This is a genomic window from Bradyrhizobium sp. sBnM-33 (assembly GCF_032917945.1).
In the GTDB taxonomy this organism is placed as follows: Bacteria; Pseudomonadota; Alphaproteobacteria; order Rhizobiales; family Xanthobacteraceae; genus Bradyrhizobium.
The window spans coordinates 7,244,397-7,266,945 of record NZ_CP136624.1 but is presented as its reverse complement, the minus strand read 5'-3'; the positions used below and the strand labels follow the sequence as shown (position 1 = coordinate 7,266,945).

Annotated in this window: 19 protein-coding genes; 14 read left to right on the top strand and 5 right to left on the bottom strand. The window is 61.8% G+C overall.

Annotated elements, in window-relative coordinates:
- Positions 1 to 5: 5 nt before the first annotated feature.
- Positions 6 to 1,406 (bottom strand): glycogen synthase GlgA, encoded by a 1,401-nt coding sequence (gene glgA, locus RX328_RS34145; RefSeq protein WP_249726224.1) that lies wholly within the window; start codon positions 1,404 to 1,406, stop codon positions 6 to 8.
- A gap of 235 nt (positions 1,407 to 1,641) precedes the next feature.
- Between glgA and RX328_RS34140 the strand changes: the two genes are divergently transcribed.
- From RX328_RS34140 to RX328_RS34100, 9 genes are all read left to right on the top strand, one after another.
- On the top strand, positions 1,642 to 2,847 hold the full coding sequence (locus RX328_RS34140; protein ID WP_213249593.1) for a CaiB/BaiF CoA transferase family protein: 1,206 nt from the start codon (positions 1,642 to 1,644) through the stop codon (positions 2,845 to 2,847).
- 150 nt (positions 2,848 to 2,997) lie between these two features.
- Positions 2,998 to 4,539: an ABC transporter substrate-binding protein gene (locus RX328_RS34135; RefSeq protein WP_213249595.1), complete on the top strand. Its 1,542-nt coding sequence runs from the start codon at positions 2,998 to 3,000 to the stop codon at positions 4,537 to 4,539.
- Positions 4,540 to 4,545: 6 nt separating this feature from the next.
- Complete coding sequence (locus RX328_RS34130) at positions 4,546 to 5,496, top strand: ABC transporter permease (protein WP_213249597.1); 951 nt, start codon at positions 4,546 to 4,548, stop codon at positions 5,494 to 5,496.
- On the top strand, positions 5,483 to 6,355 hold the full coding sequence (locus tag RX328_RS34125; RefSeq protein WP_213249598.1) for an ABC transporter permease: 873 nt from the start codon (positions 5,483 to 5,485) through the stop codon (positions 6,353 to 6,355). The genes RX328_RS34130 and RX328_RS34125 overlap by 14 nt, the downstream gene beginning before the upstream one ends.
- A complete protein-coding gene (locus RX328_RS34120) occupies positions 6,352 to 7,347 on the top strand; it encodes an ABC transporter ATP-binding protein (RefSeq protein WP_213249600.1) in 996 nt (331 codons plus the stop codon). The genes RX328_RS34125 and RX328_RS34120 overlap by 4 nt, the downstream gene beginning before the upstream one ends.
- On the top strand, positions 7,344 to 8,324 hold the full coding sequence (locus RX328_RS34115; RefSeq protein ID WP_213249602.1) for an ABC transporter ATP-binding protein: 981 nt from the start codon (positions 7,344 to 7,346) through the stop codon (positions 8,322 to 8,324). Before RX328_RS34120 ends, RX328_RS34115 begins: the two co-directional genes overlap by 4 nt.
- 133 nt (positions 8,325 to 8,457) lie before the next feature.
- Positions 8,458 to 9,528, top strand: a complete 1,071-nt coding sequence (locus RX328_RS34110) for an alcohol dehydrogenase (RefSeq protein ID WP_213249604.1) — start codon at positions 8,458 to 8,460, stop codon at positions 9,526 to 9,528.
- Between the two features lie 134 nt (positions 9,529 to 9,662).
- Entirely contained in the window at positions 9,663 to 10,745 is a 1,083-nt protein-coding gene (locus RX328_RS34105) for an isocitrate/isopropylmalate dehydrogenase family protein (RefSeq protein ID WP_213249606.1), read from the top strand.
- A gap of 95 nt (positions 10,746 to 10,840) precedes the next feature.
- Positions 10,841 to 11,362 carry a hypothetical protein gene (locus tag RX328_RS34100; RefSeq protein WP_213249608.1) on the top strand — a complete coding sequence of 174 codons (522 nt, stop codon included), beginning with the start codon at positions 10,841 to 10,843 and terminating at the stop codon, positions 11,360 to 11,362.
- A 99-nt stretch (positions 11,363 to 11,461) separates the two neighbouring features.
- On the opposite strand, the gene RX328_RS34095 is transcribed toward RX328_RS34100, so the two are convergent.
- The gene (locus RX328_RS34095; RefSeq protein ID WP_213249610.1) at positions 11,462 to 12,283 is read right to left on the bottom strand and encodes an enoyl-CoA hydratase; all 822 of its coding nucleotides are present in this window, start codon (positions 12,281 to 12,283) and stop codon (positions 11,462 to 11,464) included.
- Between the two features lie 397 nt (positions 12,284 to 12,680).
- Entirely contained in the window at positions 12,681 to 13,076 is a 396-nt protein-coding gene (locus RX328_RS34090) for a helix-turn-helix domain-containing protein (protein WP_213249670.1), read from the bottom strand.
- Positions 13,077 to 13,979: 903 nt separating this feature from the next.
- Here RX328_RS34090 and RX328_RS34085 point away from each other — a divergent pair.
- The 3 genes from RX328_RS34085 (at position 13,980) to RX328_RS34075 (ending at position 16,894) form a co-directional block, all read left to right on the top strand.
- Positions 13,980 to 14,978: a TRAP transporter substrate-binding protein gene (locus tag RX328_RS34085; RefSeq protein WP_213249612.1), complete on the top strand. Its 999-nt coding sequence runs from the start codon at positions 13,980 to 13,982 to the stop codon at positions 14,976 to 14,978.
- Between the two features lie 82 nt (positions 14,979 to 15,060).
- Positions 15,061 to 15,585, top strand: coding sequence for a TRAP transporter small permease (locus tag RX328_RS34080; RefSeq protein ID WP_213249614.1), 525 nt, complete (start codon positions 15,061 to 15,063; stop codon positions 15,583 to 15,585).
- Positions 15,572 to 16,894 (top strand): TRAP transporter large permease, encoded by a 1,323-nt coding sequence (locus tag RX328_RS34075; RefSeq protein ID WP_213249616.1) that lies wholly within the window; start codon positions 15,572 to 15,574, stop codon positions 16,892 to 16,894. Before RX328_RS34080 ends, RX328_RS34075 begins: the two co-directional genes overlap by 14 nt.
- Here RX328_RS34075 and RX328_RS34070 read toward each other — a convergent pair whose 3' ends face one another.
- Complete coding sequence (locus RX328_RS34070) at positions 16,895 to 18,403, bottom strand: sensor histidine kinase (RefSeq protein ID WP_213249618.1); 1,509 nt, start codon at positions 18,401 to 18,403, stop codon at positions 16,895 to 16,897.
- 140 nt (positions 18,404 to 18,543) lie between these two features.
- Positions 18,544 to 19,818: a serine hydrolase domain-containing protein gene (locus tag RX328_RS34065; protein WP_409410761.1), complete on the bottom strand. Its 1,275-nt coding sequence runs from the start codon at positions 19,816 to 19,818 to the stop codon at positions 18,544 to 18,546.
- A 127-nt stretch (positions 19,819 to 19,945) separates the two neighbouring features.
- On the opposite strand from RX328_RS34065, the gene RX328_RS34060 reads away from it, so the two are divergent.
- Together RX328_RS34060 and RX328_RS34055 are read left to right on the top strand one after the other, a co-directional pair.
- Positions 19,946 to 20,860 carry an intradiol ring-cleavage dioxygenase gene (locus tag RX328_RS34060; RefSeq protein WP_213249622.1) on the top strand — a complete coding sequence of 305 codons (915 nt, stop codon included), beginning with the start codon at positions 19,946 to 19,948 and terminating at the stop codon, positions 20,858 to 20,860.
- A gap of 332 nt (positions 20,861 to 21,192) precedes the next feature.
- Entirely contained in the window at positions 21,193 to 22,512 is a 1,320-nt protein-coding gene (locus RX328_RS34055) for a CmpA/NrtA family ABC transporter substrate-binding protein (RefSeq protein WP_213249624.1), read from the top strand.
- The last annotated feature ends 37 nt before the right edge of the window (positions 22,513 to 22,549 follow it).

Sequence of the window (22,549 nt, the reverse complement as noted above, 5' to 3'; positions counted from 1 at the left end):
TCGGATTACGCCGCGATGGAAGGCGCGACTGTCTTGCGGTAGAGCGCGTTGTAGCAGGCGGCTGAAAGGTCCCAGCTAAACGATCGTGCCATTGCGTTGCGTCGCATCGTGTCGAGCCGGTCCTTGGCGCGGAAGGCTTCGAACGCCCGCCGCACGCCGCCGAGAAACGACTCCGGCGACGGCTTCGAAAACAGGAATCCGGTTTCGCCGTCCTTGATGGTCTCCGCCAGCCCGCCGGTCTGGTGGCCGATCGGCAGCGATCCGAACCGCTGCGCATACATCTGGCTCAGCCCGCACGGCTCGAACCGCGACGGCATCAGCGTGAAGTCGCTGCCGGCAAACATCCGCCGCGCCTGTCCATCATTGAAGCCGATGACGACACCGATCGCGTCCGGCCGGCGCAGATGTGCCTCGACCAGCGCCTTCTCGATTTGGGGCTCGCCGCTGCCGGTCACCACGATCTGGCCGCCGGCATCGATGATTTTATCGGCGGCTGACAATACGAGGTCGACGCCCTTCTGGTGGACGAGGCGGGCGACAAGCGCAAAAATCGGCCCCCGTGATACCGCCAGGCCAAACTGCCTGCGGACATAGTTCGCGTTCGCCTGCTTACCCTCCCAATCGCCGGCGCCGAAAGTCTGCGCCAATTGTGCGCAGGCGCGCGGATCCCAGCTTTCATCAATACCGTTCAGGATGCCGGTCAGTTGGTCGGCGTCCGAGCGGCGCTTCAGCAGGCCTTCGAGCCCGCAGCCGAGCTCGCGCGTCGTGATCTCCTTTGCGTAGGTGGCGCTGACGGTAGTCAGATGCGAGGCGTAGACGAGGCCGCCTTTCAGGAACGACACGTGATCGTAGAATTCGAGCCCGTCGATGTGGAAGGAGCTTTCGGGCGCCCCGATGCGGCGCAGCGAGTCCGGGGGAAACAGTCCCTGATAGGCGAGGTTATGGATGGTCAGGATCGAAGGGACTTTTGCGTCCTTCCAGGCCAGGTAGGCCGGCGTCAATGCAGCCTGCCAGTCATTGGCGTGAACCAGGTCCGCTGCCCAATTCTTGTCCACCTTGCCCAAGGCAAGTTCGGCGGCAGCGGATGCAAACCGCCCGAAGCGGATGTCGTTGTCGGGCCAGTCGCGGCCGGATTCATCGCCATAGGGGTTGCCGGGCCGGTCATACAACTGCGGGCAGAGCAGGACGTACACCGGCAGGCCGTCCTTGGTCGCGGCCCGCCCGACCGAGCAGGCCGGCATCTCCGCCAGCGCGTCACATTGTCCAACAATATCAACGTGAGTGAGTTGCTCGACGACGTCCCGATAGCCGGGCAGCATGACCCTGACGTCGCTTCGTCGGCGAAGCGCCCGGGGCAGGGCGGCGGACACGGCAGCGAGCCCGCCCACCCGGACGAAATCATCCATTTCCGTAGTGATGAATAAGACTCTCAAAGGAATGCCCTCTACCAGCCTCTGATGAGGGGAAATGCAAGAAAGGGTCCAGTTTAGTCTTAAGGTCTAGTCTACTGGCGATAATGCCGGGCCCTCGCTATCGGTTCCTAATGCGAAAGACTTTCCTGCCGCGGCGGTGCCCTTTAGGGTCACGCCGCGCTAGCAACACCAACAACAACTGCCGTCAGGCCCAAGGAGCTACACGACAATGACGATAGCCGGTAACGAGCAGAGGAATGTGACAGGCAGCTTCGCAGGCCTACGCGTCCTCGATTTCTCAACCACGATTGCCGGGCCTCACTGCACGCGCATGCTAGCCGATATGGGGGCGGAGGTCATCAAGATTGAAACCGAGGAAGGCGAGACGATGCGGACCCGTCCCCCGGTTCGCAATAATTGTTCGACCGCTTTCGGCCAGCTCAATGTCGGCAAGAACAGCCTAGTGCTCGATCTGAAATCGCCCAGGGGCGTCGAAGCCGTTCGCCGACTGACCGCGACTGCTGACGTGCTGGTCGAGAATTTTCGCCCCGGCGTGATGCGGCGATTGAAGCTCGACTATGCCTCCCTGTACGGCCTCAACCCCAAACTGGTCTATTGCTCCATCTCGGGATATGGCCAGACCGGGCCGTCAGCGGAGCTGCCGGCCTATGCGCCGGTGATTCACGCGGCATCAGGCTATGAGATGGCGCATCTTGCCTACCAGCCGGGACGAAGCCGGCCGGACTATTGCGGCATCTATCATGCCGATGTGTTGACAGGCGTCTACGCATTCGGTGCGATCTCGGCGGCGCTGTATCAGCGCACAACAACCGGGCAGGGCCAGCACATCGACGTCTCGATGCTGGAATCTATGCTGAGCCTGACGCTGAACGAACTGCAATGGTCGCAATTCGAGGTGAAGCCGACGCAGCGGCCGATGTTCGGCCCGATCGAGACGACGGACGGCTATGTGATGATGGCAATCGCCAGCGAGAAAACCTTCCAAAGCCTGATGCAGGTGATTGGTCATCCCGAGTGGGTGAGCGATCCGCGCTTTGCCAAATATTCTGATCGGAGGGAGAACTGGACGAGCCTGATGGAAGGCGTGGAAGCGTGGTCGCGCACCGTGACGACCGCGCAGTGCCTCACCGCGCTCAATGCGCATGGCGTGCCGTCCTCGGCTTATCGCACGGTAGCCGAAGCGTTGCGCGATCCGCAGATTGCCCATCGCGGCGCATTGGCCGAGGTGGAGGACGGTGGCGGCACCTTCAAGGTCCTCAATTTACCGTTCCGCATGTCGGGCGCCAATGTGTCGGCGGCCAAGCGCATGTCGACGCTCGGCGAGCACACGCGTGCCTACCTGAAGGAGACCGGCCTGTCGGAGGACGAGATCGCATCCTTCGCTGGCAAGGCGCAGTTGGCTGAGCGCGCCTGACGGCGGGCGTCGCGACGCAAGGGTGGCGATGCTGCGGCTTTTCATCCGCGGCTTGCAAACGCCCTTGCCCGCGACGGCGTTTCCGGACAATCTCCGCGAGCCATCGACGATCCGGAATACCGGACGAACGACATATCGGAGGGAACATCCATGGAAGCGGCGACCCGTTCGAGCGCGCTTGCGCGAATATTTCTTGTGGCGGGATTTGGCGTGGCATTGTCAGCAATGCCGGCCAGCGCGCAGAAAGCGGGCGGCAGCATCACCTTCGGCCTTGAGCTCGATATCCCCGGTTTCGATCCTCTGAAAGTCGGTGTGTTCGATACCTCGGCCGGAACTGCAGCGGCGGCGATTTTCGACACGCTAACAACTCTGGACGATAAGGGCGGTGTGCAACCGAAACTTGCGCTGTCCTGGACTCCTTCCGCGGACTTCAAGACTTGGACCTTCAAGCTGCGACCTGGCGTCAAATTCCACGACGGCACACCCTTCAACGCCCAAGCAGTCAAGGAAAATTTCGATCGGCAGAAAGATCCTGCCAACAAGTGTCGCTGTGCCTTTTACATCGCCTACGTCAACAACGTGCAGGCACCCGACGAGCTGACGGTGGTCTACAATCTGAACGACCCACAGGTGAACATGCCGGCACTTGTGAGCTTTCCTAGCGCCAACAATTCGGTGCAGTCGCCAACCGCGTGGAAGACCAAGGGCGATGACTACAACCGCAACCCCGTCGGCACCGGACCTTATATCCTGAAGTCATGGAGCGCGGGCGACCGCATGGTGCTTGAGAAAAATCCCGACTATTGGAACAAGGGCCGTCCCTATCTCGACCGCATCACGTTGAAGCCACTGCCGGACGCGCAATCGCGGTTTGCCAGTCTGCAATCCGGCGAGGCCGATATCATCTGGGACGACGAATACGACGCCGACAACATCATGAAGGCGCAGAAGGATCCGAAGCTGACCGTGCACACCTATGTCGGGTCCGGCGCGCAGGTCTACGCCTTCAATACTAAGGTCGCGCCGTTCGACGATGTGCGTGTCCGCCAGGCGCTGGTCATGGCGCTTGACCGCAAGAAGATGTCGCAGGCAATTACCAATGGTCTCGCAAGGCCTGCCAGCAACCCCTACGGCGACGGCTCCTGGGTCAAATGCAAGGACGATGGTGCGCTTCCCGAAGACCTTGAGAAGGCCAAGGCGCTGATCAAGGACTATGGCAAGCCCGTCGAATTCAAGATGCTCGTCACGGCGACGCCCCGGGGGCGTACCGTTGGCCAGGTGCTGCAACAGTTCTGGAAGCGGGCCGGCGCCAACATGGAGATAGAGCAGGTTGACCAAGCCACGATCCCGCCTCGTGCCTTCATGCGTCAATTTCAACTGACGCCATGGCGAATCATCGATCTCGCCGATCCTGACATTCAGATGTATGCCAACTTCCGTACCGGCAGCCCGGTTGCGCTCGCCAACTATTCCAATCCCGAACTCGATAATCTGCTCGAGCGCGCGCGGACCACGGCCGATGTGAACAAGCGCATCGAGGACTATTGCGCGATCAGCCGTATTATCAACAAGGAAGCGATCTGGTTCTGGACTTTCCAGAACACCTATTACGCGCTGTCGAGCGCGAAGCTCAAGGGCTTGCCAAAAATGTACAGCGGGGTGATCGACGTATCCAACACCTGGCTGGAATGATCTTCCATGCTGCTCTTCGTGGCGCGTAGGCTTCTGTACCTGATACCGGTCCTGATCGCCGTATCGCTGTTGACGTTCTTCATCGCGTCGCTGTTGCCGGGCGATCTCGCCTATACGATCCTCGGCGACCAGGCGACGCCGGAGAACGTCGCCGCCCTTCGCAAGGACATGGGGCTCGATCAGCCGGTCTGGATCCGTTACCTCGGCTGGCTCGGCAACATCCTGCATGGCGATTTCGGCCGGTCGTTCCGCACCGGGCAAACCGTGCTACAGGCGGTGACCGAGCGGCTGCCGGTCTCGATCGAACTGATGTTGTTGGCGCAACTCGGCGCGCTCGGAATCGGCGTTCCCCTGGCGATCATCTGCGCGGCGCGGAGCGGTGGACCGTTCGACCGCTTCATGACCGGCACTGCTTTCGGCATGCTGTCGGTGCCGACCTTCCTGTCGGCGATCCTGTTGATCTATTTCTTCGCGGTCGAACTGCGCTGGCTGCCGGCCACCGGCTATGTGCCGTTTGGCGAAGACCCGCTCGCCAACCTGCGCTTCTTCATTTTACCGTCGCTGACGCTGGCACTGGCGGAATGGCCGAGCATCATGCGCGTGCTCCGTTCCGACATGATTGCGACCTTGCAGGAAGACTATATCGCGCTCGCCAAGGCAAAAGGCCTGCCGCCGGCGCGAATCCTCTTCGTGCATGCCCTCAAACCATCGTCGCTGACTCTGGTCACGATCACCGGCATCAATATCGGCCGGTTGATCGGCGGCGCTGTTATCGTCGAGACGATCTTTGCGCTTCCGGGCATTGGCCGGCTGCTGATCGGCGCGATTCTGACGCGCGACCTGATCATTCTGCAAGGGGTGGTGCTGTTGGTCGGGGCGGGCTTCGTCATCATGAACTTCATCGTCGACATGCTCTACGCGGTTCTCGATCCCAGGATTCGCCATGGCCACGCTTGAACTCGATATTGCCGACGTGGCTGTAACCCAGCCTGCGCCTAAGGGCCGGCGGCTTGGCATGCTGTTCTGGGCGGCGATCGGCTGGATGACTTTCGTTTTCGCGATGGCAGTCTTTGCGCCCGCCCTGCCGCTGCCGAGCCCGACCGACATGGACATGCTGGAACGGCGGGCCCCGTTCTCGGCGGAGCATTGGCTCGGCACCGACGGGCTCGGCCGCGACGAACTTTCGCGCCTGATCTATGGCGCGCGGATTTCGCTCGTGGTCGGTCTCTGCGCGCCTGTAATCGGGCTCACCATCGGCGGCGCGCTCGGCATGCTCGCGGGCTATTTCCGCGGTCGGTTCGAATCGATCGTTGTCGGCAGCATGGACGTGCTGCTGGCCTTTCCGCCGCTTATCCTGGCGCTGGCCGTAACGGCGTATCTCGGCCAGTCGATTCTCAATCTCACTCTCATTCTCGGCTTCCTTGGCGTTCCCGCCTTCATGAGGGTGGCGCGCGCTGCGACGCTGACGTTGTCACGGCGTGAATTCGTTATAGCGGCGCAGGCACTGGGTGCCACGCATGCGCGCATCCTGTTGCGCGAACTGTTGCCGAACGTGATCCTGCCGCTGTTTGCCTTCTTCCTGCTCGGCGTTGCCATCACCATCGTCGTCGAGGGCTCGTTGTCATTCCTCGGCCTCGGCGTGCCGCCGCCGATCTCGAGCTGGGGCAGCATGATCGGGGAGGGGCGCGAGAGCCTCGACGTGGCCCCGCGGCTCGCCTTCTTGCCGGCAGCCGCGATGTTTCTCACCGTGCTTTCCTTCAATCTGGTCGGCGACACTTTGCGCGCGCTGACCGATCCGCGGCAGGGCGCGCTGTGACTGGGAAGATTCTGCTCTCTGTCGAAGACGTTGTTGTCGATCTGCCGACGCCGCGCGGCAATCTGCGCGCGGTGGATCACGTCGACCTCACTGTCGGCGCCGGGCGCACGCTCGGTATCGTTGGCGAATCCGGCTGTGGCAAGACCATGCTGTCGCGGGCGGTCCTGCAATTGCTGCCCAAGAAGGCAAAGCTCTCCGGCCGGGTGATGTTCGACGGACAGGACCTGCTGCAGCTTCCGCCGGAGAAACTGCGCAAGCTGCGCGGTCGGTCGTTGGCGGTCGTGTTCCAGGATCCAATGACATCGCTCAACCCGGTGCTCACGATCGGCACGCAGTTGATCGAGACATTGCAGGAGCACCTCGAACTGGACGACGCCGCCGCCGCCAGACGTAGCGTCGAACTGCTCGCGGCGGTCGGTATTCCTGCACCCGAGCAGCGGCTGGCGCAGTACCCGCACCAGCTTTCCGGTGGAATGCGCCAGCGGGTGGCGATCGCGATCGCGCTGTCGTGCGAACCAAAACTCCTGATCGCTGATGAACCGACCACCGCGCTCGACGTCACGATCCAGGCGCAGATCCTTGATCTCCTGGCGAGGGAGCAGCGCCGCCGCCACATGGCGATGATCATCATCACCCACGATCTTGGCGTCGTCGCCGGCCGTACCGACGACGTTGCGGTGATGTATGCCGGCCGCGTGGTCGAGCGCGCGCCGACGCCTGCCTTGTTCAAGAAGATGCGGATGCCCTATACCGAAGCGCTGCTGGCGGCGCTTCCCAAACTCGATGCCGCGCCGCATACGCCGCTGCCGGCGATATCGGGACGTCCCCCGGATCCGACGCGGCCGCTGAAGGGGTGCTCGTTCTCGCCGCGCTGCCGCTATGCAGTGGCCCGCTGCCAGAACGAGAAACCGGCGCTCGAGGCGGCAGAGACGAAGGCCCATCAGTTCGCCTGCTTCCACCCGATCGAAGCCCATGCGGATGCCAACGTATGATGCCGCAATCCGCTCCATCGATTTCGTCGGACGCGTTGCTCGAGGTCGACAATCTCGTTGTCGAATATCCCGTCGGTTCCAGGATCGTTCATGCCGTGTCCGGGGTCTCCTTGCAGATCGCCCGCGGCGAAACGCTGGGTCTGGTCGGCGAATCCGGGTGCGGGAAATCGACGCTCGGCCGCGCCGTTCTGCAACTGCGCCGCCCAACCGCCGGGCGCGTGCTGTTCGACGGCCACGATCTCACGACGATGCACGGCGAGGCTCTGCGGCGGACGCGCCGTCGTGTGCAGTTGATCTTCCAGGATCCGATCTCATCGCTCAATCCGCGCCGCAAGATCGGCGACATCGTCGCCGAGCCGCTGGTGATTGCGGGCGTCAAGGATCCGGAGAAGCGCAAGCAGCTCGTCCATGAAGTGCTGAGCGCGGTCGGGCTTGATCCGGCCCTGGTCGTGGGGCGGCTGCCGCATGAATTTTCCGGCGGCCAGTGCCAGCGCATCTGCATTGCACGCGCGCTCATTCTCAATCCCGAGTTCGTCGTGTGCGATGAGCCGGTCTCCGCGCTCGATGTATCGATACGCGCCCAGATCCTCAATCTGCTCGAGGAGATGAAGGCCCGGTTCGGGCTGACGCTACTGTTCATTGCGCACGATCTCGCGGTGGTGAAAGCCGTGAGCGACCGCGTCGCGGTGATGTATCTGGGGCGGCTCTGTGAGGTCGGTCCCTCCGAGCAGCTGTTCGCCAGGCCGGCGCATCCCTATACCGCGCTCCTGATCGAGGCGATTCCGATGCCCGACCCGGACGTGCGCCCCGCCGAGACCGTGCCGGTCGGGGAGCCTCCGTCGCCGATCGCGCCGCCGTCCGGCTGCCGGTTTCGCACCCGCTGTCCCCGCGCGGATCAACGATGCAGCGACGAGATGCCGGAACTGCGCGCTGTGGCGCCGGGCCAGTTCGTGGCTTGCCATCACCCGCTGATCTGAATACCGCGGGGAGCGCGCCCGCGTTTGTCTCGACGGGACGGACGTGGCAATCTCCGTTCTCAAGTCTAGCGCCCAAGAAATGGTTCAAGAACAAGAGAAATGGTTCAAGAACAAGAATGACGGGAGAGAAGCGATGAAGAGTTTTCAGGTCGCCGAGTTCAATGCGCCGCTGAAAGAGGTGGATCAGGAGACGCCGCAGCCCACGGGCACGCAGGTGCTGATCAAGGTGAAGGCAGCCGGCGTCTGCCATAGCGATCTCCACATTTGGGAAGGCGGTTACGATCTCGGCCACGGCCGCAAGCCGCTGTCGCTGAAGGCCCGCGGCGTGTCGCTGCCGCGCACGATGGGCCATGAGACGGTCGGCGAGATCGTGGCGTTCGGGCCGGACGTGACCGCCGCCGACAGAGGCGATCTCAAGGTCGGCGACGTCGCGCTGGTCTATCCCTGGCTTGGCTGCGGCAAATGTCCGACCTGCGTCGGCGGCGATGAGAACATGTGCGTCGTCAAGCCGAACTCGCTCGGCGTGTATTGCGACGGCGGCTATGCCGACTACATGACCGTGCCGAACCCGAAATACCTTCTGAACTTGAAAGGGCTCGACCCCGTTACCGCGGCGCCGTATGCCTGCTCCGGCGTCACCACCTATAGCGCGCTGAAGAAGGTCGAATTCGCCTTCAACTCGCCGATCGTCATCTTCGGCGCCGGTGGGCTCGGCCTGATGGCGCTGTCGCTGTTGAAGGCGATGGGCGGCAAGGGCGCCATCGTCGTCGACATCGATGCGCGCAAGCGCGAAGCGGCCGAGGCCGCCGGTGCGCTTGCAACCGTCGACGGCAAGGCGCCGGACGCGCTGGAGCAGCTCGCGAGAACGGCCGGCGAACCCATTCGCGCCGTGATCGACCTCGTCGGTAATGCGGCCACCACGCAACTCGGCTTCGACTGCCTGACCAAGGGCGGCAAGCTCGTCATCGTCGGCCTGTTCGGCGGCGGCGCACCCTGGGCACTGCCGCTGATCCCGATCAAGGCGATCACGATCCAGGGCAGCTATGTCGGTAACCTGCGCGAGACCAAGGAATTGCTCGAACTCGTTCGAAACAAAATGATCGCGCCGATTCCGGTGACGACGATGCCGCTCGCGAAGGCCAACGAAGCGCTCGCCGATTTGCAGAAGGGCAAACTGGTTGGCCGCGCGGTGCTGACGCCGTAGGTTACACCGTCGCCGCCGTCATTGCGAGGAGCGTAGCGACGAAGCAATCCATCTGTCCGCTATGCCGCGAGATGGATTGCTTCGCTTCGCTCGCAATGACGAGGAAAAATCCCAAATCTCTTCAAGGAACCCCCATGTCCGCGAATAACGCTCTCCATATCGCCGTTCTCGGCGGCGATGGCATCGGCCCTGAAGTAATGGCGCCGGCGCTGGAAGTCCTGCGCAAGATCGAGACGACAAGCGACCTGAAGTTTCGCTTCACCGAGGCGCCGGCGGGCGCCAACAATTATCTCGCGACCGGCAAGTCGATGCCCGACAGTACCGTCCGGCTGTGCGAAGAGGCGGACGCTATCCTGCTCGGCGCCTGCGGCCTGCCGTCGGTACGCTACCCTGATAACACCGAGATCGCTCCGCAGATCGAACTGCGCTTCCATTTCGATCTCTATGCCGGCGTGCGCCCGGCGCGGCTGATCCCCGGCGTGCCGAGCCCGATCGTCGGCGCCGACCAGCGCGGCATCGACCTCGTGCTGATCCGGGAATCGACCGAGGGCCTGTTCGCCTCGATGGGCAAGGGCGTCGTCACGGACACCGAGGCGCGAGAGACGCTGGTCATCACCCGCAAGACCTCGGAGCGGCTGTTCGAATTCTCGTTCCGCCTCGCCGAACGCCGCAAGGCGCGGGGGAAGACGAATGGCGGCCTGACCTGCGTCGATAAGGCAAATGTGTTCAGGGCGTTCGCGTTCTTTCGCGAGATGTTCGATGAAGCTGCAAAACGCCATCCAGACGTCAAGGCTGACCGGCTCTATGTCGACGCCTGCTCGCTGATGATGGTGAAGCGGCCCTGGGACTTCGACGTCATGGTGACGGAGAACATGTTCGGCGACATTCTGTCCGATCTCGCCGCCGGCCTGATCGGTGGGCTCGGCATGGCGCCATCAGCCGACATCGGCGACCGCTACGCCGTGTTCCAGCCCTGCCACGGCACCGCGCCCGACATCATGGGGCAGGGCAAGGCCAATCCCACCGCGATGATTTTGTCGGCCGCGATGATGCTGGACTGGCTCGCTGAGAAGCACGGCCTTGAAAGCGCAGCCGAAGCCGGCGAGCGCGTCGAGCGTGCAGTCGACAAGGCCTATGCGGGCGGAATCAAGCCGATGGAGTTCGGCGGCAACAACGGCACGGCGGACGTTGCCAAGGCGGTGATCGCGGCATTGTAGGATGGGTTGAGCGAAGCGAAACCCATCCTACCTCGGACGGCGGTGATGAGCTTCGCGAAGGATTTAACCAACGCAACCCACCAGGGCGATCTGCAATGAGTCATTTTTTATGTGGTGAGATCTCATTCCGCGGCAACGAGCCGTGGGCTGATCTTGAATACGATGCCCGTCTATTTCGATTGATTGAAGCGGCTGCCAAGCGACGACTTTGCGTCCAATTCGGCGCCAATATCAATCAGAAGATCGTTTTTGATATCATCGGCTCAAGCCACGACAACATTCAACTTAGTAGCTTGCCATTTCTTGCACTTGGTTCACCGGTCTCAAACACGTCGGACGAGTTATTCTATCCTCCTTCGTCCAGCTTCTCACCGAAGGAGCGTATCGAGCATCTCAAGAGTAGAGTTGATGAAGTCATTTCCTGGGTAAATCGTATCTTCGATGAACCAAGTGTAATTGGAGTGTGCATTTATCTCTCGGAGGGATACGACACAAATTACGATCAGAAGGAATGCGCTATCGGCGATTTTCAGACGACCCTCCAACAAACTCTCCTACGAGACGAGTTTGTGCCGAGCACTAAGATTGTCATTGGCTCGGTACAACCCGCTGCCTGAGCAGTTGCAGGGCGGTAGTGGAGCGCAGCGATATCATACGTCGTGGCTCAGCGACGACGGTTTCGCGAAGAGCTCAACCCATCTTGTGCGAACCACTAACTACTTCCCCTTGAACTGCGGCTTGCGCTTTTCCATGAAAGCCGTTCGTCCCTCTCGGAAATCTTCCGAATCCATGCAGGCGCGGCCGATCGCCTTGATCGCATCCATGTCGCGCTTGCTTTCGTCCTTCAGCACTTCGGCGATGGTGATCTTGGCGGCCTTGATGGCGAGCGGCGCGTTGCCGGAGATGGTGCGCGCGATCTTCATGGTGGCGTCCCATAACTCCTCATCCGGCAGCACGCGGTCGACGAGCCCGATCCGCAACGCTTCCGCAGCGTCGATCCGCATGCCCGTGTACATGATGAGCCGCGCCCAGGATGGGCCGACCAGCGAGACCAGGTGCTTGAGCCCGTCATAGCCATAGGCGATGCCGAGCTTGGCGGCTGGAATGCCGAACTGGCTATTGTCGGAGGCGATGCGGATGTCCGTGAGCATCGCAACCTGCATGCCGCCGCCGAGGCAGAAGCCGCGGATGCAGGCAATCGTCGGTTTCGGATAGCTCGCCAGAAGCGCGCGTTGCGCCTCGCTCCGCTTGGAATACTCTTCCGACGCCGCCGCATTATGGCGGGTCTTTTCGAACTGGCTGATATCGGCGCCCGAGACGAACGCCCTGTCGCCGGCGCCGACCAGGATCACGACATGCACGTCAGGATTGTCCCGCAGTTCGGTCAACGCGTGGCCCAGACCTTCCCACATTTCGAGCGACACCGCATTGCGCTTGTCGGGATTGTTGAACGTGATGACGCCGACGCCATCGCTGACGATTTGCAGGATCTTGCCGTCGGCATGGGATATTTCGGCAGTTTTGGCGATGTCGAGCATCGGTTGCGGCTTTCCCTCGTGAGGCTTGATCCATTGTCGGACAAGCGTCGCGCCGAGGTCAATTGCCGCCTTTGCACGTGTGACCAGCAGAGGGCGCCGGATAGTAGGTGAGGCCGTCAGGGCAGGATCGGGCTCACGCGCATTGCGTGTGGCGGGATATCGGCGTGACGGTGATGCAGTCGTTGTTGATGGTCAAACCGGCGGTGATCGTCGGAAACTTGCCGCGTCGGCTTTTTCGCTGCGGTGCGTCTGGGCTCCGCCATCCCCATTCCCGATGGCGTCGTACGAGTCTAGTCCCGGCCAGCTCAAGCTTTGGCCCAGCGCAGCAACAGGCTACCCGGCGATTTCTCGCGCGAATGATCGGGTCCGCGGTGCTGCGATCCAGGCGCGATAATGCCTAGCCCTCGTGGGCGGCGATCGATTCCATCAAAGACACCAACTGACGCTGTACAGTCTGGTCCTTGATCTTGCTGTAGGCGCGCAGCAGCCTCAGGCTGAACGCGCTGTCCAGGAAGAGCAGGCTCTCGACTTCGCGCGCCTTGCCGTCGCCGTCGTAGAAGAACGTCACCGGCACGTCGAGCGCGGTAGCGATTTGCTGAAGACGAGCTGCGCCGACACGGTTGACGCCCTTCTCGTACTTCTGAACCTGCTGGAAGCTGACGCCGAGCTTATCGCCGAGCTCCGCTTGCGAGATTTTCTGTTCCACACGCCGCAGGCGAATCCGCTTGCCCAATTCAATATCGGGTTTGCCGGCGCTGCGCTGTTTCATCTTTTTCGCTGCTGATCTGTTCATTCTGGTTTTACCGTCCTTCAATCGGGAAACCCTGGCAAAAGTAGGTCAGGGATTCATCCATATGTACCGCGTTAAAGTCAGTCCGGTCCGTGAGTTGGTACAGGGAACCACGGCATTCCTGAGAGATTGCGGGATGGTAGCCAACCGCTTGTGCGTGTTGGAAGCATCCTGATACCGGCGCCGCCAACTACCTAAAGCTGTTGGCGCCCGGGGCATATTGACAAAACCCCGCCCGCTACATTTGGCAAAATATTCGACAAACCACAACCACCGCGAGTTCAATGGTCACAGATTTTGGCCGGCATGCTTACTGTGTCGCGATCAAGTACCGGATTTCTACGGGCTGCCGGGCCGATTGCGCAATCGCCCGCAGCGCATCGGCGGTTGTTGCTAAAAATTTCCGCGGAAACTGATGCCTGATAAAATGCAGCAGAGTTCAGCTCCGCGTTCGGACCAGGTGTGCTGGGAAATAGCAGCAAGCCGCGTGCTCGCCGCGCTATCGGAATCCTGCAAATCGATCCGGCGCAGCGTCGTTCGAACGGGAACGCCTTGCCCGCCGGACGGGCCGGATCCGACACCGCGCAATATTTGCGGCGTGCCGGTTGTACTGTGCCGGCATCCCACCGATGGATCGATGTCGCGCAGCGGCGCGCATGCCGCGAAACGGTGTCGGGCGCTTACGGCTATTGGCGCCCGGGAGACGCAGGTTCGGCCGAGGAGCCGGGGCGGGATTGCCCAAAATGATTGCAATCATCGGCCTCGCCGTCTGCGGCTTATTGGCCTGGGGTACTACTTAAATTGGCTTCCACAGCCGCACCGATTTGCATACGCTTTGCGGTAGTGGCCGCGTCGGCCAGGCCAAAGTCCCGCTAACAAGGGACGGGCGTTAATGGGGAGGAAGCTATGAAACGAAGAACCGTACTTGCAGGGCTCGGTGCGACGGCTGCTGCCGGCGTGCTGGGTATGCCATCGATCGTCAGGGCACAGGCGCCCGTTACCCTCAACGGGGCGGTGCAGTTCAACGACGATCACGCCTTCACCAAGGCGCTGACCAGGTTCGAAGAGCTGGTGAAGAAGTACTACGGCAAGCCGGTCAACTTCACGCTGCACAAGAACTCGTCGCTTGGTCTCGAGAAGCAGTATTTCGAGTACATGTCGCAGGGCAAGGCGGTCGATTACGGCATCGTATCGCCGGCCCACATGTCGACATTCGCAAAGTCGGCTCCCTTCATCGATGCACCCTTTGTGTTCAAGGGCATCGAGCACATGAATAAGGTGGTCGAAAAGAATATTCTGGCACCTGTGGCCGACGAAATCGCGACCAAGGCGGAGGTCGTCCTGATCGGCTATGCGGGCGGCGGCATTCGCAACATCTTCGCCAACAAGCCGCTCAGGAACCTCGCCGATCTCAGGGGACTCAAGGTGCGGGTGCAGGGCGCTCCGATCTGGTCGAAGACGTTTGCAGCCGTCGGCATGAGCCCGACGGTGATCGCCTACAACGAGGTCTACAACGCCATCCAAAACGGCGTGATCTCGGCGGGCGAAAACGAGGCCGCCGGCGTCGAGGCGATGAAGTTCTACGAAGTCGCGCCCCATCTCAGCCTGACGCAGCACGCGGTATCGATCCGGCCGATCTGCTTCTCGGTGAAGACGCTGAAGACCCTGCCGAAGGACCTACAGGACGCGATCATGAAGGCGGGCAAGGAAGCCGGCGACTACGGCCGTCAGCTCGAGTCGAGTGAGGAGGTCGTCAAGCTCGATACGCTGGAAAAGGCGGGCAAGCTCAAGCGCGTTCCGTTCGAGGAGCGCGACGCCATGAAGAAGCTCGCCGATCCCGTGATGGCTGGCTACGCTAAGGAAATCGGCGCCGAAGCCATCTTCGAGAAGATCAACGTCGCCTGAGAATTGTCGCTGCCCGCACGATAGGAATGGGGCAAGCCATGCGGCTTGCCCCATTCCGTGATTGTTACCTCCCGGAGCCACGATGACTGAAATATCGATGCCGCCGAACCCGTCGCTATGGCGACGCGCAACGGCGGCCTATGCAAAATTATTGGAAATCCTGCTCGCCGCATGTGTCGGCATTCTGGTCGTTCCGGTCACCCTGCAGGTCATCTCGCGCTACACGCCGTTCATTCCGTCCTACATCTGGACCGAGGAGATGGCGCGTTTCCTGTTCATCTGGACCATCATGATCGGCGCCATGGTCGGAATCAGGGAGGCGCAGCATTTCGAGGTCGACGTCTGGCCCACCCTGTCGCGGCGGGCGGAAGCCGCGGTGCGGATCGTCGCGCGTCTCGGCGTGCTGGCGATGGCGCTGGTCTTTGTGTGGGCTGGCCTGGAATTCACGCGGTTCGCCTGGAACCGAACGTCGGAACTGGCCGATCTACCGCTCTGGATGATTCATGTCGCATGGCCCGTGGCGGGTGTGACGTGGATCGTCTTCGCAGGCGAACAGATCATCGACGAATTGAAAATTCTGGCGGGGCGAAGCGATGAACGGTGGTAATGTACTTTCCGCCGGTGAGGCCGCACTGGTCCTGTTCGGCGTTTTCGTTGGCCTGCTCATCGTGCGCGTGCCGGTAGCGTTTGCGCTCGGTCTTGCCTGCGTACCGATCCTGCTGATCGAGCCCCGCCTGTCGATGATGTCGCTCACGCAGGAGACCTTCAACGCCTACAACTCGTTCATCCTGCTCGCCGTGCCCTTCTTTCTCTTGACCGCCAACCTGATGGGTATCGGCGGCATCACCGACCGCCTGGTGGCGTTGTCGCGTTCGATGGTCGGGCATTGGCCGGGCTCGCTGGCGCAGATCAATGTCGTGCTGTCGGTGTTCTTTGCCGGCATTTCCGGCTCTTCCACCGCGGACGCCGCGAGCCAGTCCAAGATCTTCATCGATGCCCAGACCAAGGAAGGCTACGATCTCTCGTTTTCGATCGCCATCACGGCAGTATCGGCGGTGCTCGCCGTCATCATCCCGCCCTCGATCCTGATGATCGTTTGGGGCGGACTGATCTCGACCTCGATCGCAGCGATGTATCTGGCCGGCATCGTCCCCGGCCTGTTGATCGCGGGCGCGCAGATGGCGACGGTGCATGTCTACGCGGTGCGGCGCGGCTATCCGACCTACCCGAAATCGAGCTGGACCGACATCGGCTATGCCATCTGGCGATCGATACCGGCGCTGACGACGCCGTTCATCATCGTCGGCGGCATCCTGCTCGGATGGTTCACCGCTACCGAATCCGCCTGCGTCGCCGTGCTCTATTCCGTGGTGCTGTCGGCGTTCTTTTACCGCGAAACCGGCCCGCGCGAACTCTACAAGGCGCTGCTCGATACCGGGCGCCTGGCAGGCGTCGCGCTGTTCTGCATCGGCACCGCCAGCGCGTTCGGCTGGCTGTTGGCCTACTATAAGATACCGCAGGAGCTCCTGGCCAACGTTTCGACCTGGGGCATGGGCGCGGTCGCGGCCGGGTTCTTCATTGCATTCTGCTTCCTGGTCGTAGGCTGCTTTCTCGACGCCATTCCGGCGATCGTGATTGTCGGCACCGTGCTGGAGCCCTTGGCGAGGTCGGTCGACCTGCACCCCGTTCAGTTCGCGATCATCTCCATCGTGTCGTTGGCGTTCGGACTGGTGACGCCGCCCTATGGCCTGTGCCTGATGATCGCCTGCTCGATCGCCGGCGTGCGGCTGCGCTACGCGCTGAAAGACACGCTGATCATGCTGATACCGATGCTGCTGGTATTGGCCGCGCTGATCATCTGGCCCGAGGTCTCGTTGTTCCTGCCACGGTTGATCGTGCCGGAGATGCTTAAATAGCTATTCCTCCCTGTCGAGCGCGCAGCTTACCGTGTAGATAACGCCGCGCGGCAGAAAGTCGACGGTTGCTTCGCCGCCGAGCTGGTCGCGTGCGCTGCGCTCGATCAGCCGCGAGCCGAAGCCACGCTGCACCGGTGCGGTGACGGGTGGGCCGCCTGCCTCGGTCCAGATCAACCGCAACTTGCGCCCGTCGCTTCCTTCGAGGATCTCCCAGTCCACCGCGACGGTCCCGGTGTCGTTCGATAGCGCGCCGTATTTAGCGGCATTGGTTGCGATCTCGTGCACGATCATCGACAGCACGACGGCGAGCCGCGGCGGCAGCGGGACCTGCGGTCCGAACATCCGCACCCGCTCCGGATTGTTGAGCAGGTAGGGCTGCAGCACCCGCGAAATCACTTCCCGCAGCTCCGCGCCCTGCCACTTCTCCTGGCTGAGTAAGTTATGCGCCTCCGCCAGCGCGCCGAGCCTTCCCTCGAACTTCTCGCGCTCCGCCCGGCTCGCGCTGCGGAAGGTCTGGGTGGCGATCGACTGCAGGACCGCGAGCGTATTCTTGACGCGATGGTTGAGTTCCTCGATCAGAAGATTGTGGAGCATCTCGCCGCGGGCGATCTGGGTTGCCATCCGCACCGCGAAGCCGAGCCCGACCATCAGCAGCACGGCGCCAACTACGCTGGTGATTGCGAGGTTGCGCCACAGCGGCGCGACCAGCGAGCTTTCGGCGATGCCGGCGGCAATGGTCCAGCCGGTGAGCGAGGAGCGGGCGAAGCTTGTAATCAGCGGCACGCCCTCAAGCGACACCGTCGGCAGGGTGGCTTCTGGATTGTTGAACATCTGCGTATAAAGGGAGGGCGATGCACGCTTGCCGATGGTCTCCTGCGGATTCGGCACGCGCGCGAAATTGACACCTTCGCCATCGAAGATAGAGATCGTCCAATCCTTGCTCGGTCGCTGCTGCTCGACCATCGCCTGGAAAATCTCGATCGGTGGACTGAAGGAGATGTCGTAGAGTACTTCGCCATCTACGATGACGGGCACTTCGACCGTTACGATCAAGCGTTTCTTGACCGCCCCAAAGAACAGGTTGGAATAGACCGGCTTCTTTTCCGCGAACACCCTCTCGACCATCGGGAGGTTGTTGCGTGATGGCAGGTTGGCCGTATCAGGCGTGAGAGAAGAGAACACCTGGCGGCCTTCGCGGTTCGCCACCAGCACGACGCCGCCTTCGCCATACTGGTCGAGGAAGCCTTGGCAGATGCGGCGGAAACCCTCGAAATCCCCGTCGCGCACTGCGTTTGTCAGCGATAGCACCTGGAGTGCGCCGGTGATCCGCTGCATCTCCGAGTCGAGCACGAGGCGTATGCTGCGAACCGTTTCAAGGACCCGTTGCGTCGCGTTCTGGCGGTCCTGCTTGTATTGGTTGAAAACGATGCCGGCCGCGAAAATAATCAACGGCAGCGTGGTTCCCGCGACCAGAAGGGCAAGACGCACTGGCAGTGAAAGTTTCGGCAACGCAAGCCCCGGATCGGCGCCCCCAATCGGGGCAAGCATAGGAGAAGCCGCCGAATTTCGCCAAGAACAATAAGAGAATAAAGTAAGATATTGAGCCGACTGGAGAAGCGGCCGGGTTCCGTGTGGCCCGGCCGCCGACCTCAGAGGTTGCTGTCGGCAATCGCGGCATACACCATGGTGCGCAGCTCGCGCCGCAAGGGATAGGCGCTCGACGGCAGCACCTGCGTCATGAAGATCGTGATCAGCTCTTCTGCCGGATCGATGAAGAACGAGGTCGTTGCCGCACCGCCCCAGTTGTATTCACCGGGACTGCCGGCAATCAGCGTCTGCGCCGGGTTCATGGTGACGGCAAAGCCGAGGCCGAAGCCGATGCCGTTATAGGCCGCTTCCGAGAACAGCGAGCGCGACATCGCCGGCAGGTCGACCCCGCCAGGCAGATGGTTCGACGTCATCAGTTTCAGCGTCTTGGGACCCAACAAGCGGACACCGCCGAGCTCGCCGCCATTGAGCAGCGCCCGGCAGAAGGTGAGATAGTCGGCCGTGGTCGAGCACAGGCCGCCGCCGCCGGAGATGAACGATGGCGGCTCCAGGAACGAACTCGTCGCGGGGTCGTCCTGCAGCGTCAGCGTTCCCTTGCGCTCGGTGGCGAGCGGGTTGAAGCCGCCCTGCGGGTCGGCCGAATAACACGCCGCGAACCGATGCGCCTTGTCCTTGGGCACGAAGAAATCGGTGTCGTTCATGCCGAGCGGATCGAGGATGCGCTCCTTCAGATACTGCTCGAACGGTTTGCCGCTGATCAACCCAATGAGATAGCCGATCACGTCAGTGGCGACGGAATAATTCCAGGCCTCGCCCGGCGAAAATTCCAGCGGAATTTTTGCGAGGTCGTCGATCATGCCTTGCAGTGTGCCGGTCTTGATGACCTCGCCGATCTTGTTCTCGCGATACGCCGCATCGACGTTGCTGCGTTGTTGGAAGCCGTATGTCAGGCCGGAGGTGTGCCGCAACAGATCCACGATCAGCATCGGCCGCGACGGTGGCCGGGTGAGAAAGGCCGGGTGCGTACCGGCCACGAACACGCCGAGGTTCTTCCATGCCGGAATATATTTGTGCACGGGCTCGTCGAGCGCGACGCGGCCTTCCTCGACCAGCATCATGAAGGCGACGGAAGTGAGGGGCTTCGTCATCGAATAGATGCGGAAGATCGTATCGCCCTTGACCGGCACCTTGCGTTCGAGATCGGCAAAGCCCTGCGCGGACGAATGGACGACCTTGCCACGGCGATAGATCAGGAGCTGCGTCCCCGGGAAGCGGCCGGCATCGATATAGCGCTCCTTCAGATGATCTTCGAGGCGATCAAGGGCGGCCTTGGACATTCCGGCGGATTCGGGGGAGGCGGGAGCTAACATCGGCATCTCCGGCTGGCGACTGCGGTCTTGATAGCCGAAAAGTGTCTCCTGTTCCAACGGGCCGTGCTTATGCGGGCTGCAAGGGTGGTATAGATTGACTTAAGCCATCGCATATCCCCGCAGGACAGCAAAAATGCGCCAATTCAGCGAGACCGAACTGACCGCCGCCGTCATCCGCAGCTTCGACAATACGCCGGATCCGCGCGCTAAATTCCTGCTGCAGGAACTGGTGAAATCACTCCACGACTATGTCCGCAAAACCGATCTCACCTTCGAGGAGTGGGAATATGCCATCGATTTTCTGACGCGGACCGGCCAGAAGTGCACCCCGATCCGGCAGGAGTTCATTCTGCTGTCTGACGTGCTCGGCGTCTCGATGCTGGTCGACGCCGTGAACCACCGCGAGCGTGAGGGCGCCACCGAGACCACGGTGCTCGGCCCGTTCTATGTCGGCGAGCACAAGGTGACGCCGCATGGCACCGATATCTCGGAAACGCTGCCCGGCGAGCGCATGTTCGTGCAGAGCCGCGTCACCGACCTCAATGGCAAGCCGCTGGCGGACGTGCCGGTAGACGTCTGGCACGCCGATGACGACGGCTTCTATGATTCTCAGAAGCCGGCCTATGCGACGGAAGGGGCGTCATCGCGGGCGCGTTTCATCACCGACGCCGATGGGAGGTTTTTCTTCCGCACCATCCTGCCGTGCAGCTACCCGATTCCGACCGACGGCCCGGTGGGCGAGATGATCGTGCAGACCGGCCGCCACCCGATGCGGCCGGCGCATGTCCATTTCCTGGTCGATGCGCCCGGCTATCAGCCGCTGATCACCCACGTCTTCATCGATGGCGATAAATATCTCGATTCCGACGTGGTGTTCGGGGTCAAGGACGAGCTGGTCGCCAAAATCGAAAAGCGCACCGATCCGACGATGCCGGACGGCAAGCCGGCGGCCTCGGCCTGGCACCTCATGATCTACGAATTCCGCATGAAGCCGGGCGAGGGAAGTGCGCCGAAACCAATGATGGCGAAGGCGGCTGAAGACGCATAAGGCAGTGTGCCGCTTGGTCTGCTCAATTCTTGTGCGCCGCACAAGGATTGAGCGAATCGCAAGTTTCGAATGCGACGACTGGTTCCTGACCCTTGCCGTTTTTTGCGGCAGTTATCGACCAATTCATTGAAATAAAAAACGTTTTTGCGGTGCGGGAGGCTTGGCACGAAGCTTGAATAGCTAGTGCCGACGCCATTGTCGCCGTCCCTTGAGACCACTCATCCGAATTGTGACGCCGCACGTCCGGGGCAACACCGGCGCGCGCCCTTATGCGTCTCGCGCGGCGACACGAAACGGAGGGCCCCATTCACACGCAAAGGAGCGCACTACCCATGACGAAGCCCACCACTCCGACCTCACGCCGCGGTTTCAGCCGCCGCCAGCTTCTTAAGGCGAGCGGCGCGACGGCAGCATTGCTCGCCGCCGCCAAGCTGAACCTCCCAGCCGGCGCGTTCGCGCAAGGCGCGGGACCGGAAGTGACCAAGGCGACGCTCGGGTTCATTGCGCTGAGTGACGCCGGGCCGCTGTTTGTCGCCAAGGACAAGGGCTTCTTTGCCAAGCACGGCATGCCCGATGTCGAAGTCGCCAAGCAGGCGTCGTGGGGCACCACCCGCGACAACCTGGTGCTGGGCTCGGAAGGCAACGGTATCGACGGCGCGCACATTCTGACGCCGATGCCGTATCTGATCTCGGCCGGCAAGGTGACGCAGAACAATCAGCCGACGCCGATGTACATCCTGGCGCGGCTCAATCTCGATGCGCAGTGCATCTCGGTCGCTAAGGAATATGCCAATCTCAAGGTCGGCGTCGATGCCTCGCCGCTCAAGGCGGTATTCGAGCAGAAGAAGGCTGCCGGTAAGTCGGCCAAGGTCGCGATGACCTTCCCGGGCGGCACCCACGATCTCTGGATTCGTTACTGGCTCGCCGCCGGCGGCATCGATCCCGACAAGGATGTCGAGACCATCACGGTGCCACCGCCGCAAATGGTCGCCAACATGAAGGTCGGCACCATGGATGCCTTCTGTGTCGGCGAGCCGTGGCCCGGACAATTGGTCCATCAGGGTATCGGCTATACCGCGATCAACACCGGTGAAATCTGGAGCAAGCACCCGGAAAAGTCGCTCGGTATGCGCGCAGCCTGGGTCGACAAGAATCCGAAAGCCGCCAAGGCGATCCTGATGGCTGTTATGGAGGCGCAGCAGTGGGCCGACAAGATGGAGAACAAGGACGAACTGGCCACCATCATGGGCAAGCGGCAGTGGATCAACTGCCCGGTCGAAGACATCGCCGATCGCGCCAAGGGCAAGTTCAACTACGGCATTCCCGGCAAGGTCGTCGAGAACTCGCCGCACATCATGAAGTACTGGCGCGACCACGCCTCCTATCCGTTCCAGAGCCACGATCTCTGGTTCATGACGGAGGACATCCGCTGGGGCAAATATGAAGCGGGCTTCGACAGCAAGGCGCTGATCGCCAAGGTCAATCGCGAGGATATGTGGCGCGACGCGGCCAAGACGCTCGGCGTTGCCGCGTCCGAGATCCCGGCTTCCACCTCGCGCGGCAAGGAGACCTTCTTCGACGGCAAGGTGTTCGATCCGGAAAATCCGGCTGCGTATCTGAAGTCCCTGTCGATCAAGCGTGTTGATGTCTGATCAAGCCCGGGCCGCGCGCTGTTGCGTGCGGCCCGCT

Excerpts from the sequence above, each read along its gene's own strand:
- glgA (WP_249726224.1), bottom strand. The coding sequence starts at position 1,406 with ATGGATGATTTCGTCCGGGTGGGCGGGCTCGCTGCCGTGTCCGCCGCC.
- RX328_RS34140 (WP_213249593.1), top strand. The coding sequence starts at position 1,642 with ATGACGATAGCCGGTAACGAGCAGAGGAATGTGACAGGCAGCTTCGCA.
- RX328_RS34135 (WP_213249595.1), top strand. The coding sequence starts at position 2,998 with ATGGAAGCGGCGACCCGTTCGAGCGCGCTTGCGCGAATATTTCTTGTG.
- RX328_RS34130 (WP_213249597.1), top strand. The coding sequence starts at position 4,546 with ATGCTGCTCTTCGTGGCGCGTAGGCTTCTGTACCTGATACCGGTCCTG.
- RX328_RS34125 (WP_213249598.1), top strand. The coding sequence starts at position 5,483 with ATGGCCACGCTTGAACTCGATATTGCCGACGTGGCTGTAACCCAGCCT.
- RX328_RS34115 (WP_213249602.1), top strand. The coding sequence starts at position 7,344 with ATGATGCCGCAATCCGCTCCATCGATTTCGTCGGACGCGTTGCTCGAG.
- RX328_RS34110 (WP_213249604.1), top strand. The coding sequence starts at position 8,458 with ATGAAGAGTTTTCAGGTCGCCGAGTTCAATGCGCCGCTGAAAGAGGTG.
- RX328_RS34105 (WP_213249606.1), top strand. The coding sequence starts at position 9,663 with ATGTCCGCGAATAACGCTCTCCATATCGCCGTTCTCGGCGGCGATGGC.
- RX328_RS34100 (WP_213249608.1), top strand. The coding sequence starts at position 10,841 with ATGAGTCATTTTTTATGTGGTGAGATCTCATTCCGCGGCAACGAGCCG.
- RX328_RS34095 (WP_213249610.1), bottom strand. The coding sequence starts at position 12,283 with ATGCTCGACATCGCCAAAACTGCCGAAATATCCCATGCCGACGGCAAG.
- RX328_RS34090 (WP_213249670.1), bottom strand. The coding sequence starts at position 13,076 with ATGAACAGATCAGCAGCGAAAAAGATGAAACAGCGCAGCGCCGGCAAA.
- RX328_RS34085 (WP_213249612.1), top strand. The coding sequence starts at position 13,980 with ATGAAACGAAGAACCGTACTTGCAGGGCTCGGTGCGACGGCTGCTGCC.
- RX328_RS34080 (WP_213249614.1), top strand. The coding sequence starts at position 15,061 with ATGACTGAAATATCGATGCCGCCGAACCCGTCGCTATGGCGACGCGCA.
- RX328_RS34075 (WP_213249616.1), top strand. The coding sequence starts at position 15,572 with ATGAACGGTGGTAATGTACTTTCCGCCGGTGAGGCCGCACTGGTCCTG.
- RX328_RS34065 (WP_409410761.1), bottom strand. The coding sequence starts at position 19,818 with ATGCCGATGTTAGCTCCCGCCTCCCCCGAATCCGCCGGAATGTCCAAG.
- RX328_RS34060 (WP_213249622.1), top strand. The coding sequence starts at position 19,946 with ATGCGCCAATTCAGCGAGACCGAACTGACCGCCGCCGTCATCCGCAGC.
- RX328_RS34055 (WP_213249624.1), top strand. The coding sequence starts at position 21,193 with ATGACGAAGCCCACCACTCCGACCTCACGCCGCGGTTTCAGCCGCCGC.